General features: G+C 73.9%; 13 protein-coding genes. 10 read left to right on the top strand and 3 right to left on the bottom strand.

The features are described 5' to 3' along the window. Nucleotides 1-134: 134 nt before the first annotated feature. Together OG802_RS32305 and OG802_RS32300 are read right to left on the bottom strand one after the other, a co-directional pair. Nucleotides 135-1,295 (bottom strand): NAD(P)/FAD-dependent oxidoreductase, encoded by a 1,161-nt coding sequence (locus OG802_RS32305; RefSeq protein WP_329416291.1) that lies wholly within the window; start codon nucleotides 1,293-1,295, stop codon nucleotides 135-137. Further along, nucleotides 1,292-1,654 carry a bifunctional 3-phenylpropionate/cinnamic acid dioxygenase ferredoxin subunit gene (locus OG802_RS32300; RefSeq protein ID WP_329416289.1) on the bottom strand — a complete coding sequence of 121 codons (363 nt, stop codon included), beginning with the start codon at nucleotides 1,652-1,654 and terminating at the stop codon, nucleotides 1,292-1,294. Before OG802_RS32300 ends, OG802_RS32305 begins: the two co-directional genes overlap by 4 nt. A 434-nt stretch (nucleotides 1,655-2,088) precedes the next feature. Between OG802_RS32300 and OG802_RS32295 the strand changes: the two genes are divergently transcribed. The 10 genes from OG802_RS32295 (at nucleotide 2,089) to OG802_RS32250 (ending at nucleotide 12,406) form a co-directional block, all read left to right on the top strand. Then, on the top strand, nucleotides 2,089-3,207 hold the full coding sequence (locus OG802_RS32295; RefSeq protein WP_329416287.1) for a sugar ABC transporter substrate-binding protein: 1,119 nt from the start codon (nucleotides 2,089-2,091) through the stop codon (nucleotides 3,205-3,207). 34 nt (nucleotides 3,208-3,241) lie between these two features. Then, nucleotides 3,242-4,021: an ATP-binding cassette domain-containing protein gene (locus tag OG802_RS32290; RefSeq protein WP_329416284.1), complete on the top strand. Its 780-nt coding sequence runs from the start codon at nucleotides 3,242-3,244 to the stop codon at nucleotides 4,019-4,021. A gap of 56 nt (nucleotides 4,022-4,077) precedes the next feature. Further along, nucleotides 4,078-5,373 carry a sugar ABC transporter permease gene (locus tag OG802_RS32285; protein WP_443055471.1) on the top strand — a complete coding sequence of 432 codons (1,296 nt, stop codon included), beginning with the start codon at nucleotides 4,078-4,080 and terminating at the stop codon, nucleotides 5,371-5,373. A 276-nt stretch (nucleotides 5,374-5,649) separates the two neighbouring features. Continuing rightward, a complete protein-coding gene (locus tag OG802_RS32280) occupies nucleotides 5,650-6,873 on the top strand; it encodes a PP2C family protein-serine/threonine phosphatase (protein ID WP_329416282.1) in 1,224 nt (407 codons plus the stop codon). 115 nt (nucleotides 6,874-6,988) lie between these two features. Next, nucleotides 6,989-8,560 carry a sensor histidine kinase gene (locus OG802_RS32275; RefSeq protein ID WP_329417572.1) on the top strand — a complete coding sequence of 524 codons (1,572 nt, stop codon included), beginning with the start codon at nucleotides 6,989-6,991 and terminating at the stop codon, nucleotides 8,558-8,560. A gap of 1 nt (nucleotide 8,561) precedes the next feature. Next, nucleotides 8,562-9,011 (top strand): response regulator, encoded by a 450-nt coding sequence (locus OG802_RS32270; RefSeq protein WP_329416280.1) that lies wholly within the window; start codon nucleotides 8,562-8,564, stop codon nucleotides 9,009-9,011. A gap of 161 nt (nucleotides 9,012-9,172) precedes the next feature. After that, a complete protein-coding gene (locus OG802_RS32265; protein ID WP_329416278.1) occupies nucleotides 9,173-10,402 on the top strand; it encodes a PP2C family protein-serine/threonine phosphatase in 1,230 nt (409 codons plus the stop codon). Nucleotides 10,403-10,492: 90 nt separating this feature from the next. Next, nucleotides 10,493-10,924, top strand: coding sequence for a hypothetical protein (locus OG802_RS32260; protein ID WP_329416276.1), 432 nt, complete (start codon nucleotides 10,493-10,495; stop codon nucleotides 10,922-10,924). Nucleotides 10,925-11,137: 213 nt separating this feature from the next. Next, entirely contained in the window at nucleotides 11,138-11,947 is an 810-nt protein-coding gene (locus OG802_RS32255; protein WP_329416274.1) for a hypothetical protein, read from the top strand. A gap of 51 nt (nucleotides 11,948-11,998) precedes the next feature. Beyond that, the gene (locus OG802_RS32250; protein WP_329416272.1) at nucleotides 11,999-12,406 is read left to right on the top strand and encodes a DUF3224 domain-containing protein; all 408 of its coding nucleotides are present in this window, start codon (nucleotides 11,999-12,001) and stop codon (nucleotides 12,404-12,406) included. Here the strand turns inward: OG802_RS32250 and OG802_RS32245 are convergent. Then, a complete protein-coding gene (locus OG802_RS32245; protein WP_329416270.1) occupies nucleotides 12,388-12,909 on the bottom strand; it encodes a GNAT family N-acetyltransferase in 522 nt (173 codons plus the stop codon). The two genes, OG802_RS32250 and OG802_RS32245, sit on opposite strands and share 19 nt — an antisense overlap. Nucleotides 12,910-12,926 lie beyond the last annotated feature (17 nt).

Genomic DNA, 12,926 nt, shown 5'->3' with positions numbered 1-12,926 from the left:
CGGGAAACGTCGGGGAGGGGCGGGGCCGCGCGCCTCGGGGGTGTGCGGCAGGACGGGAAGAGCGCCATCGCGGGCGCGGGACTGCGCGAGGGGTCAGCGTGGCGCGGCGGCGCCGCGACGGCCGGTCGGGGTGTTCACAGGGGAGCGCCGAGCTGCTTGCGCCAGCGGGTGAACAGCCGGGGCTGGTTCATGCCGAGCACGGCGACGGCGTGACCGGCGCGCCGGTAGACGGCCAGCACGTCGCGGTCGTCCGCGGCGCCCGCCTCGACGGTGACGCTGTCGGCCTCGGCCGCGTGGCCGGCGAACTGGATCTTCACGCCGTACTGGTCCGACCAGAAGTAGGGCGGCCTGGGCACGCCGGGTTCGACCGCGCCGCCGGCCAGCAGCGTGGCGACGGCCGCGTCGGGGCGTTCGCGCGCGCCGGTCCAGTGCTCGACGCGGCGGTGGGCCCCCGCGCGGGGGTCGTACCAGTTGGCGCAGTCGCCGACCGCGACGACGCCGGCCAGGCTGGTCCGCCCGTCCGCGCCGCACTTGACGCCGTTGTCGAGCGTGACGCCGGAGCCCTGGAGCCAATCGACGCAGGGGGACGCGCCCACGCCGACGACGACGAGGTCGGCCGGGAGCGAGCGGCCGTCCTCCAGCAGCACGGCGTCGACCCGGCGCTCGCCGCTGAGCCCCTTGACGCCGACGCCGCACAACAGGCGGACGCCGTGGTCGGTGTGCAGACCGGAGACCACGGCGCCCATGGCCCGGCCGAGCGGTCCGGCCAGGGGCGTCGGAGCCGCTTCGACGACCGTCACGTCGAGGCCGAGCGCGCGGGCGGTGGAGGCGACCTCTGCGCCGATGAACCCGCCGCCGATGACGACCAGGCGTCCGCCGCCCGCCAGTTCGTCGCGCAGGGCGCGGGCGTCGTCCAGGGTGCGCAGGGTGTGCACCCCGGCCAGGCCCTCGGAGCCGGGCAGGGTGCGCGCCGCCGCGCCGGTGGCGAGGACGATGCCGTCGGCCCGCACGCGTCGTCCGTCGGTGAGCGCGAGGGCGCGCTCCGCGCGGTCCAGGCCGACGGCGCGGGCGCCCAGCATCCACTGCGCGCCCAGATCCTCGTCCTCCGTCTCCAGGGCGAGATCCGTCTCCCCCAGGGCGCCGGAGAGGAACTCCTTGGACAGCGGGGGCCGGTCATAGGGGCGGTGGGTCTCGTCCCCGATGACGACGAGGCGTCCGTCGTAGCCCTGCTTGCGCAGGGAGCGTGCCGCCGAGAGGCCGGCGAGGGAGGCGCCGACCACGGCGACGGTTCTCACGCGGGACCCCCGGCGAGCCGGGCGGAGACGCACGGCGGCAGGTTGGGCGCCGCCGTGGAGAGCCGGACGTAGACCATGCCGTCCTCGACGAAGACCTCGTGCGTGCGGACCGGCAGCTTCGCCGGCGGCGAGTCGACCGCGCCGGTGCGCAGATCGAACGTGGAGGCATGCAGCGGGCATTCCACCTCGCAGCCCTCCAGCCAGCCGTCGGCGAGCGAGGCGTCCTGGTGGGTGCAGGTGTCGTCGATGGCGAAGACCTCGCCGTCGTCGGTGTGGAACACCGACACCGGCGGATCGACGTCGAGCCGGAAGGCCTCACCTCGCGGAAGGTCCGCGAGTCGGCACGCGGGAATCATCATGACACCTCGGTGCGTATAGCGAAACGGATTGCGGTAAGCGCAACGCCAGTCTGAGGGCGTCCCAGAACCCTTGTCAAGGCGTGCAACACCCTGCTTCACGGGCTTTCCCGGGCCCGGCCGGGCGCGGCCCGAAACGCCCGCGCCACCTGCGGGAACAGGCGGTACGGGCAGCGCGCCGGAAAGCCCTGGCGGGCGGCCGGAAGGGGCGGCCGGCGCACTCCGCACGATCCGCACGCCGCCGCCCATGCCCCTTCTCGGCCCCGTCCGGCTGGATCGCCGGCCTCGAGAAGCCCCGCCCGCCGGAGACGGGGAGCGGGGCGAAGCACCGGGCGCACCGCCCCGGACGGAACCGCAACGGGGGCTTGGCTACGCTTGGCAGCGGATACTCATTTCATGAGAGAACCGGACAATTCCCCATTCCTGAGGAAGCGACGATGGGTCTCGGTGTCGGCCTACCGGCCGTGAAGGGCAGGTTCCGCGCCCGTGCGCTCACGGCCGTGGCGATCGCCGCCGCCCTGACCCTGGCCGGGGCGTGCACCACGGGCGGCTCGGACGGCGGCGGGGGCGGTGACCGTCCCACCGTCGGCCTGCTGCTCCCCGGGGGCGGCGCCTCCCGCTTCGGCCAGTTCGACAAGCCCCTCATCGAGAAGAAGGTCAGGCAGCTGTGCCCGGACTGCCCGACGGTCGTGGCCGCCACCCCCGATCCGGCCGTGCAGCGGCAGCAGCTCGAATCCATGATCACCAGAGGGGTGGACGTCCTGATCGTCGCGGCCGTCGACCCGCAGCTGCTGCGCCCGTCGGTGGAGGCCGCCCACCGGGCCGGGATCCCGGTCGTGGCCTACGACCGGCTCGCGCAGGGCCCGATCTCCGGGTACGTCACCTTCGACGGCGCGAAGGTCGGCGAACTGCAGGGGACCGCGCTGCTCAGGGCGATGGGCGCGAAGGCCCACGGCGGCCAGATCGTCATGATGAACGGCGCCACGACCGACCCCAACGCCGGCTGGTTCGAACGCGGGGCGCTCTCCGTCCTCTCGGGCAAGGTGCGGATCGGCAAGTCCTACGACACCGTCGGCTGGCGGCCGGAGAACGCCTTCGCCGACATGCGGGCCGCCGTCGCCGCCCTGGGCGCGGACCGCATCGACGGGGTCCTGGCCGCCAACGACAGTCTCGCCGGCGCCGTGATCTCCGCGCTGCACGCCACCCAGGTCGAACCGCTGCCCCCGGTCACCGGGCAGGACGCCGACCTCGCCGCCGTGCGGCGCATCGTCGCGGGCGACCAGTACATGACCGTCTACAAGCCCTACAGGTCGGCGACGGACGCCGCCGTGCGGATGGCCGTCGCCCTGGGGCGCGGCGAGCCGGTGGACTCCATCGCCACCGGGACCGTCGACAACGCCTCCGTCAAGGACATCCCCGCCGTCCTGCTCCCGCCGGTCCCGGTGACGGCCGGTGACATCAAGGACACTCTGGTGAAGGACGGTATGTACACCATCGCTCAGATCTGCCCCCCGAACCTGCGGTCCGCGTGCGCCAGGGCCGGACTCACTCCGTGAACGGGACGCCCGGAGAGAGGAAGGAGGTGGTCCCGTGCCGGCTCCGCCCCTGCTGAGGCTGCGCGGCGTGTCCAAGCGGTTCGCCGCCGTCCAGGCGCTGGTCGACGTCGAGCTGGAGGTCAGCGGCGGCGAGGTGGTCGCCCTGATGGGCGACAACGCCGCGGGCAAGTCCACTCTGGTCAAGGTGATCTCGGGGGTCGGCCCCGCCGACCGGGGGATCATCGAGTGGCAGGGCAGGACCGCCCAGATCAGACGCCCCCAGGACGCCCATGTCCTCGGCATCGCCACCGTCTACCAGGACCTCGCGATGTGCGACAACCTGGACGTCGTCGGCAACCTCTTCCTCGGCCGGGAGATCCACCGGTTCGGCGTGCTGGACGAGGTGGAGATGGAGCGCCGCACCCGCGAACTGCTGCACACCCTGTCCATCCGCATCCCCGACGTGCGGGTTCCGGTGGCCTCCCTGTCCGGCGGCCAGCGACAGGTCGTCGCGATCACCCGCTCGCTGCTCGGCGAGCCCCGGCTGCTGCTCCTCGACGAACCCACCGCCTCCCTCGGCGTCGAGCAGACCAGCCAGCTCCTCGACCTCATCGAGGCCCTGCGCGACCAGGGCCTCGGGGTCCTCCTCATCAGCCACAACATGGGCGACATCAAGGCCGTCGCCGACCGGGTCGCCGTCCTGCGGCTGGGCCGCAACAACGGTCTCTTCGACGTGAACACGACCTCCCAGGAACAGATCATCTCCTCCATCACCGGCGCGGCGGACAACTCCGTCGCCCAGCGCGGCACCCATCCGGAAGAGACCTGGCCGTGAGGGGCGCGGGGTGGGCGCGGCGCCCCCGCAGGCACACCGCCGACCCGGCGTCCGCCGTGTCCGGCCGGCCCGGCTCCGGACGGCCCGGCTCCGGACGGCCCGGCGGTCCGCAAGCCGAGACCGCACCGTCCGGTCCGCCATCGGCCGAGGGGCCGCCGGGGCCCGGCGGGCGGATCGGGGAGCACGCCCGGACGGCGGGGCGCAGACTGCTCGAAGGCGAACTCGGCCCCGTTCCCGTCCTGCTCGCCCTGGCGGTCACCTGGGCGGTCTTCCAGGGCCTCAACCACAACTTCCTGTCGCCGCGCAACCTCTCCGTCCTCAGCGTGGACATCGTGGGGACCGGCATCATCGCCGTCGGCATCGTCTTCGTGCTGCTGATCGGCGAGATCGACCTGTCGGTGGGCTCGCTCGCCGGCCTCGCGGGCGCGGTGTTCGCGTCGCTGAACGTGAACCTCGGGATGCCCGAGTGGCTCGCCGTGCTCGTCGCGGTGGCCTGCGGCGCGGCCGCCGGGGCCCTCCACGGGTTCTCGTTCGCCAAGATCGGCGTGCCGGCGTTCGTCGTCACCCTGGCCGGCCTGCTGGCCTGGAACGGCGTGATGCTCTACCTGCTGGGGACGGAGACGTCCGTCAACTTCAGTGAGACCGGGCTGGTGGCCACGCTGACCAGCCGGTACTTCGACGCCGCCGTCGCCGGATACGGTGTCGCCGCGCTGGCCACGCTCGCGTACCTGCTCGTCTCCCTCCGCGACCGCGGGCGGCGCGCGGCGGCCGGGATGCCGTGCGGGCCCGCGAGCCGCGTGTGGGTGCGCACCGCGCTCCTGGCCGTGGCCTCGTTCACCGCCGTCGTCGTCCTCGCGCGGTTCGAGGGCGTGCCGCTGGCGCTGCTGCTCTTCCTCGCGGTGATCGTCGCCTCGGACCTCTTCCTGCGCCGCACGCCCTACGGCCGGCGGGTCCTGGCGCTCGGCAGCGGCGTCGAGGCGGCGCGGCGGGCGGGTGTCGACGTGACCCGCGTACGGATCGCGGTGTTCATGACGTCGGGGACCCTGGCGGCGGTCGGCGGCCTGTTCGTGGCCTCGCGGCTCACCTCGGCGAGCCAGGCCCCGGGCTCCGGGATGCTGCTGATCAACGCGGTCGCCGCCGCCGTCATCGGCGGCACGAGCCTGTTCGGCGGGCGCGGCTCGCCCTGGTCCGCGCTGCTGGGGGTGCTGGTCATCCAGTCGATCGCCTCGGGCATGGCGCTGCTGGGCGTCGAGTCGCCCATCCAGTTCATCGTCACGGGCGGGGTGCTGTACGTCGCGGTCGTCCTCGACTCCCTGGCGCGGCGGGCCGCGGTCGCGCGCGGACGCCCCTGACCCGCACGCCGCAGCGAGGTCGCGGCCGCGACCGAACCGGCAGCCGCGACCGCGGCCCGATCCGGTCGCCGACGCCCCGCCGGGCACGGATCCGTCCGCCGCGAACTACCCTGTGGGGCAGGGCGGTTGCCCGCCCCGGCGCCGCGGTCGCCCCGGGCCGCGACGGACCCGTGCGCCCGCGGCGGGCGGCCTCACCCGTACGGGTATCCTCTCGACTGTTGTCGTCCGACAATATCGTGGGGAAATGCGGCGCGTATGGGTGGGAAGGGCGAGGCCATGATGTCGTCGCGAGCCGGGGACGCGGAGCTGCCGTCGGACGCGCGGTGGGACGGCGTCGCCGAGTGGGAGTGGTGGGAGCCGTCCGTCCTCCTGGTCGAGGACGATCCGGGCGACGCCCTGCTGGTGGAGGAGCTGGTCGCCGACAGCGCGCTGAAGATGCGGCTGCGCTGGGTGCGCTCGATGGCGGAGGCCGTCGAGGCGCTCGCGGCCGAGACGCCCGACTGCGTGCTGCTCGACCTGCACCTGCCTGACGCCCAGGGCCTGGAGGCCGTGTCCCGCGTCAAGGCGCACGGCGACCAGGTGGCCATCGTGGTGCTCACCGGACTGGCCGAGGAACTGACCGGGCTGGCGGCGGTCGCGGGCGGCGCGCAGGACTACCTGGTCAAGGGGCGGGTGGAGCCCGAGCTGTTCGGGCGGGCCGTGCGCTACGCCATCCAGCGCAAGCACGGCGAACAGGCCGCCGTCGCGTTGCAGGCCAGCCGGATGCAGGCGCAGGAGAACGCCCGCCTGGAGCGCGGGCTGCTGCCCCGCCCCCTGCTGCGCGGCGACGACGTCGACGTCGTCGCCCGGTATCTGCCCGGACGGGCGCAGGCGCTGCTCGGCGGCGACTTCTACGACATCGTGCAGAGCCCCGACGGCACCCTGCACGCGCTGGTCGGCGACGTCTCCGGGCACGGTCCGGACGAGGCCGCCCTCGGCGTCGCACTGCGCATCGCCTGGCGCACCCTGGTGTTCTGCGGCGTCACGGGCGCCGAGCAGGTGGAACGGCTGGAGGAGATCCTGCTGGCGGAGCGCGCCCGCAGCGACGTCTTCGCCACGCTCGTCAGCCTCACCGCGACGCCGGGACAGCAGCGCGCCCGGCTGGTGCGGGCGGGCCACCACGGACTGCTGCTGCGCACCGGCCGCGGGACCGAGTGGGTGGAGCCGCCCGGCGGTCCGGCGCTGGGCGTCGTACCCGGCGGAGCGCGCCGGCCGGTGGCGGAGGTGGAGGTGCCCGCGGGCGCGGGCGTGGTGCTGTTCACGGACGGCCTCTTCGAGGGGCACGTGGGCCGCGGAGCCGAGCGGCTCGGCGAGGACGGACTGCTGGCCCTGGCCCGGGAGGGCGCGGCACTGGCGCCGGAGCCGTTCGTGGACCGGCTGATCGAGCGGGTCGGGGCCCTGGCGGAATCGCAGGGCGGCCTGGACGACGACGTGGCGCTGGTCCACCTGAGCTGGAACTGAACGAGTGGGGCGAACGGTGGCGGAACGAAGGACGGCGCACGTGACGGCGGGGACGAGGACCTGGACGGGGCGCAGGCTCACCGTGCAGAGCTGGTTCTACCTGGTCCTGGCGCTGATGATGCTGGTCGTGGTGGTCGGCACGGTGGTGGGCGCGAACATGCTGGACCGGACGGCGCAGGTGAGCGACCAGCTCCTCCAGCGCGTCCAGCCGGCCCAGACCGAGGCCTACCGCCTCCAGGCGGCGCTGGTCAACCAGGAGAGCGGGGTCCGCGGGTACGCGAGCGCGGCCGACCGGCAGTTCCTGGAGCCGTACATCAGGGGCAAGCACGACGAGACGGGGGCGGCCGCCCGGCTGCGCGCCCTCGTCGTCGGCCGGCCCGCGCTCCTCGCCGACCTGGAGGCGGTCGAGCAGGGCGCGGCCGACTGGCGGAGCGACTACGCCGAACCGCTCGCCGCCTCGATCGTCCCCGGCCGGCCCCGACCGGTCGACCAGCCCGCCGCGGACCGCGGCAAGGAGTCCTTCGACCACCTGCGCGCGCTGTGGACGAAGCAGAACGCGGACCTGGCGCGGGCCGTCCGCGACGGCCGGGCCAGGCTGGCGCACGAGCGCAAGGTGCGCAACGCGGTCCTGGGCGCGATGGTGGCCGTGTTCCTGCTGACGGGGCTGACCCTGGCCGTACTCGTCCGCATCCTCGTGACCCGGCCGCTGGAGGCGCTGCGCCGGGCGTCCCGGCAGGTGGCCGACGGCGACTTCGACCATGTCATCAGCGCGGACGGGCCGGCCGACCTGGCCGCGGTGGCCGCGGACGTGGAGGGCATGCGCCAGCAGATCGTGGCCGAGCTGGAAGCCTCCCGCGGGCAGCGGGACGCGCTCACCCGCCAGGCCGCCGACCTGGACGCGCAGGCCGTCGAACTGCGGCGCTCCAACGCGGAGTTGGAGCAGTTCGCCTATGTCGCCTCGCACGACCTCCAGGAACCGCTGCGCAAGGTCGCCTCCTTCTGCCAGCTCCTGGAGAAGCGGTACGGCGACAAGCTCGACGAGCGGGGGCTTCAGTACGTCGACTTCGCCGTCGACGGCGCCAAACGCATGCAGGTCCTCATCAACGACCTGCTCACCTTCTCCCGGGTCGGGCGCGTCAACGACGCCCAGTTGCCGGTCGCCCTCGGCCAGACCCTCGACAAGGCGCTGACGAACCTCACGACGGCCGTCGAGGAGTCCGGCGCCCGCGTCGACCGGCCGGAGCACCTGCCCGAGGTCGTCGGCGACCCGACGCTGTTCACCATGCTGTGGCAGAACCTCGTCGGCAACGCGCTCAAGTTCCGTCACCCGGACCGCACGCCCGAGGTGCGCGTCACCAGCGGGCCGGACCCGGAGGCCCCGGACACCTGGCGGCTGTCCGTCACCGACAACGGCATCGGCGTCCCGGCCCAGTTCGCGGAGAAGGTCTTCGTCATCTTCCAGCGGCTGCACAGCCGGGACGCCTACGGAGGCACCGGCATCGGCCTGGCCCTGTGCAAGAAGATCGTCGAGTACCACGGCGGCAGGATCTGGCTCGACACCGGCCACACCGAGGGCACCCGCTTCTGCTTCACCCTCCCCGTCTCCACCGCCCCGACGGCCGCACCCGCCACGGCCGCGCCCGCCACCGACGCCGCCACCGGCGCGCACACCGAGAAGAAGGCCTGACATGACCCTCCCCTCCGCCACCCCCGTCGACGTCCTCCTCGTCGAGGACGACCCCGGCGACGAGCTGATGACCCGCGAGGCGTTCGAGGACAACAAGATCGGCAACACCCTGCACGTGGTGCGCGACGGCGAGGAGGCGCTCGACTTCCTCTACCGCCGCGCCGGCCACACGGACGCGCCCCGGCCCGACCTCATCCTCCTCGACCTCAACCTGCCCAAGTACGACGGCCGCCAGGTGCTGGAGAAGATCAAGTCCGACCCGGACCTCTCGCACATCCCCGTCGTCGTCCTCACCACCTCGGCGGCCGAGGAGGACATCCTGCGCAGCTACCGCCTGCACGCCAACGCCTACGTCACCAAGCCCGTCGACCTCGACCAGTTCATCGCCGCCGTCCGCCAGATCGACGACTTCTTCGTCCAGGTCGTACGCCTGCCCCGCACCGGCGCCTGACGCGGGCCCCCGGGCGCGTGCCCGCTTCCCCCCTCCCCCGGCGGGCCGCCCCGGCGGCGCGCTCCGGGGACGCGAGCACGTCATATCCGGGTAGGACGACTTCCACCCTTCTATGGTGGAAAGGCACAGTGTCGCTCGGTACCCAGGCAGGCGGGCAGGACATGACGGAACCGCAGATCGACTACGCGGCGGTCTTCCACGCCCTGCCCGGCATGGTGGCGCTGCTGACGCCGGACCTGGTGTACGCCGACGCCAACGACGACTTCCTGCGGCTGGCCGGGCGCACCCGCGAGCAGCTGCTGGGCCGCTACATCTTCGACGTCTTCCCCGAGAACCCGAACGACCCGGCGGCGGCCGGCATGCGGGAGACCCGGGAGTCGATGCTGCGCGTGGTCGACACCGGCGAGCGCGACACCATGGCACTGCTGCGCTACGACATCGAGGACCCCCTGCGGCCCGGCGTATGGCAGGAGCACTACTGGAGCCCGGTGAACGCGCCCGTCCACGACGCGGACGGGCAGGTGGTGCTCGTGGTGCACCGGGTGGAGGAGGTCACCGAGCTCATCCACGCCCGCGGCGGCCGCGACCGCGGCGACCGGGGCCGGGTGCTGGAGGCCGAGCTGTACACCCGGGCCCGTGAACTGCAGGAGGTCAACGAGCGCCTGCGCCGGGCGCACGCCCGTGAGCGGGAGGTCGCCCTGGCGCTTCAGGCGGCGATGCTGCCCGCGCCCGGTCCGACCGGGCCGCACGAGGCGGCCGTCCGCTACAGACCCGCCGTCGGCGCGCTCAACGTCTGCGGCGACTGGTACGACCTGGTCGACCTGCCCGACGACAACCTGGCGGTCGCCGTCGGCGACGTCGTGGGCCACGGTCTCGCGGCCGCCTGCGTCATGGGTCAGCTGCGCAGCGCCCTGAGCGCCGCCTGCCGCGTGGCCGACGGCCCGGCCCGGGCCCTGGAAGCCGTCGGCCTGTACGCGCGCTTCGTCGAGGGCGCCGAGGCGACGACCGTCGTGACGACGTTCATCGACCGCGAGAGCCGCACCATCACGTACAGCTGCGCGGGCCATCCGCCGCCCGCCCTGGTGCGCCCCGACGGCGCGGTCACGTTCCTCGACCGGGCGACCGATCCCCCGCTGGCCGCCCGTCCCGAGCACCTGCCCCGGCCGCAGGCCCGGCTCGCCTTCGTCGAGGGCAGCACCCTGGTCCTGTACACCGACGGCCTCATCGAGCGCCGTGGCGAGGACATCGACAGGGGTCTGGCCCGCCTCGCCGAATCCCTCGCCCACCACCGCCACCGCGCTCCCGAGACGCTGGCGGACGCGCTTCTGGGCGACCTGCTGCCCGCCAGCGGCACCACGGACGACACCGCCCTGATCGTCCTGCGGCTGTGACCGGCCCCGCCCGCGCGAGCGGGACATGCCTGCGGGGCGCAGGGGGAAGGAGACATCCGTCCCGCCCCCGACGCCCAAGGACAGCCGGTCATGACCACTGAGCACGATCCCCTGCACCAGCCGGCCGCCCCGGTCGTCACCGAACCCACGCCGGACGTCCAACTCCAGATGCTGGTGCGCCTGATCGGGCAGGACCCGGAGGCCGCCCTGCCCGTCACGCTCACCGTGGGCGGCGGCTTCCTCCACGGCGAGCTGATCTCGCACGAGGCCTGGACCGCGGAGTGGGCGCACAGCCTGCGCACCTTCGACGGACCCGGCGCACGGCTCCTGAAGCACTTCCCCGAGGAGGTGGACCGGGCCGTCGCCGACCGCCAGGGGCACTCCGGTCCGCAACGGCTTCCCCAGTGGATCCACCTGCGCGACGCGACCGCCGTCTCCGCGGCGAGGCATCCCGTCGTCATGCCCCTGTGGCGCGGCCGGCTCGCGGACGTAGCAGGCTGGTCGCTGGGCCGGCCGTCCTGAGAGGACGCGGCCCTCGAACGGGTTGTCACCGCGGCACACCCGAGGACCATTCACTCCGGTTGTCCGTACTATCTCTCCAGCAGTGCCGCAGCCGGTCATGTGTCGCCGCCCGGCCGGGTGGACCCCGGTCCGCCGGGTCGACGTGCCGCCGGGCCGGCGACCGGGCAGGGCAGTTCGTCCGCTGCCTCCCGCCGAGGAAAGGTCGTGTGCTTCATGTCCGAGAACGCCTCCGCCAACGAACTCACCTCGCAGTACACCGCTCAGGTGACCGCCGACCTCGAGCGCAACGCCAAGGAACGGGACCGGGTCGGCGCGGAGATCACCGCCCTTCAGGAGCAGTTGGCGGCCCTCGAACGGGACCACGGCGTACTGCTCAGCATCCGGCAGGCCATCGGCGCGGCGCCGGCGCCGGCCGAAGCGGGCGAGTCCGCCGAAAGCCCTTCGGTACCCGCGCCCCGCGGCAGGTCGGCCGTCGCCTCGGGCGCCCGTAAGCGGCCGCAGTCGAAGAAGACCGCCTCGCGGTCCGCCCGTTCGCCGGAGAAGCCCGCCACCCGCAAGCGGGCCGCCGCCGGAACGGACACCGCCAAGGCGGCCGCGGTGGACACGGACGCACCGAAGACGGCGGCGGTGGAGACCGCCCCGGCGAAGAAGGCCGCGGTCAAGACGGCCACGGCGAAGAAGAGCACGGCCAAGAGGAGCACGGCCAAGAAGGACACCGGGCGCGAGGAGGCGGCGAAGTCGCCGCAGCCGACGCTGGTCGACCTGGTGCGCGCCCATCTCGCCCAGCAGCGCGAACCGCGTTCGGCCGCCGAGATCGCCACCGCCCTCGGCGACGCGCATCCGCAGCGCACCGTCAGGACCACCGTCGTGCGCACCACCCTGGAGGGCCTCGTCGCGAAGACCCAGGCGCAGCGCACCAAGCAGGGCTCCTCCGTGTTCTACACCGCCGTCGAAGCGCCGGAGGCGACGGCGCCCGCGCAGACCGCCGGAGACGAGGCCGCCCCTGCCCCCGCCGGCGCATGACTCGTGCCGCGGCCCGGCGTGACTGTCAGCGGCACCCCCTACGATCCGGGCATGCGAGCTTCAGGAACGTTCACAGTCGCCGACTTCACGCCGGCCCCGGTGCCGGGCCCCGCGGTCGAGACCGCCGCGCCGGTCGGGGTGGCCACCATGACCAAGTCGTTCGAGGGCGAGATCGCGGGCCGTTCGGCCACCTTGTTCACGGCCGCCTACGACCCGTCCACCGCCACGGGCACGTACGTCGCCATGGAGTCCTTCGAGGGGACCCTGCACGGCCGGGCGGGCTCCTTCAACTTCGCGCACGCCGCGTCCACCCTGGGTGACAGCCGGGAGAACGAGTACTTCGCCGTCGTGCCGGGCAGCGGGACCGGCGAACTGACCGGGATCACCGGCGCCGGCGGCATCGCCGTCGACGCGGACGGCACCCACCGGATCTGGTTCGACTACCGGCTCGGCCACTGACCCGGCGTCCGTGGCGCCAGATCGCGCCGGTACCAGGTGCCCGGCTTGCCGCCCACGTCCGCCGGGCCGGCCGGACCGGTCGGGACGAACCTGGCCTTGACCAGCACTTTCCGGGAAGCGGCGTTGTCGTTCGCCGCGGCCGCCCGCAGGGCGCGCAGTCCGTGCCGTGCCGCCGCCAGCCGGCACAGCTCCTCCACGGCCGCCGTCGCCACGCCCCGGCCGGCGACGCCGCGCGCGACCCGGTACCCCAGTGCGGCGACGCCGTCCTCGAGGTCGTACAGGTTGAACCGGCCCAGGACCGAGCCGTCCTCGGCCACCAGGACGTAGAACACGCAGACGCCGGCCGCCTGCTCGGCCAGCAGCGCGCGGTGACGGTCGGCGTACCGGGCGAAGAACTCGTCGCCGCGGTCGCCGACCGCGGCGGCGAAGTAGTCGCGGTTCGCCAGCTCGAAGGCCAGCACCGCGGGAGCGTGGTCGGCGTTCAGCCGCGTCAGCACGGGCACCGGCCCACGGTACCTCC

It is taken from the genome of Streptomyces sp. NBC_00704 (assembly GCF_036226605.1).
In the GTDB taxonomy this organism is placed as follows: domain Bacteria; phylum Actinomycetota; class Actinomycetes; order Streptomycetales; family Streptomycetaceae; genus Streptomyces.
The sequence above is the reverse complement of the archived record's forward strand: the minus strand, read 5'-3'. Positions and strand labels throughout refer to the sequence as shown.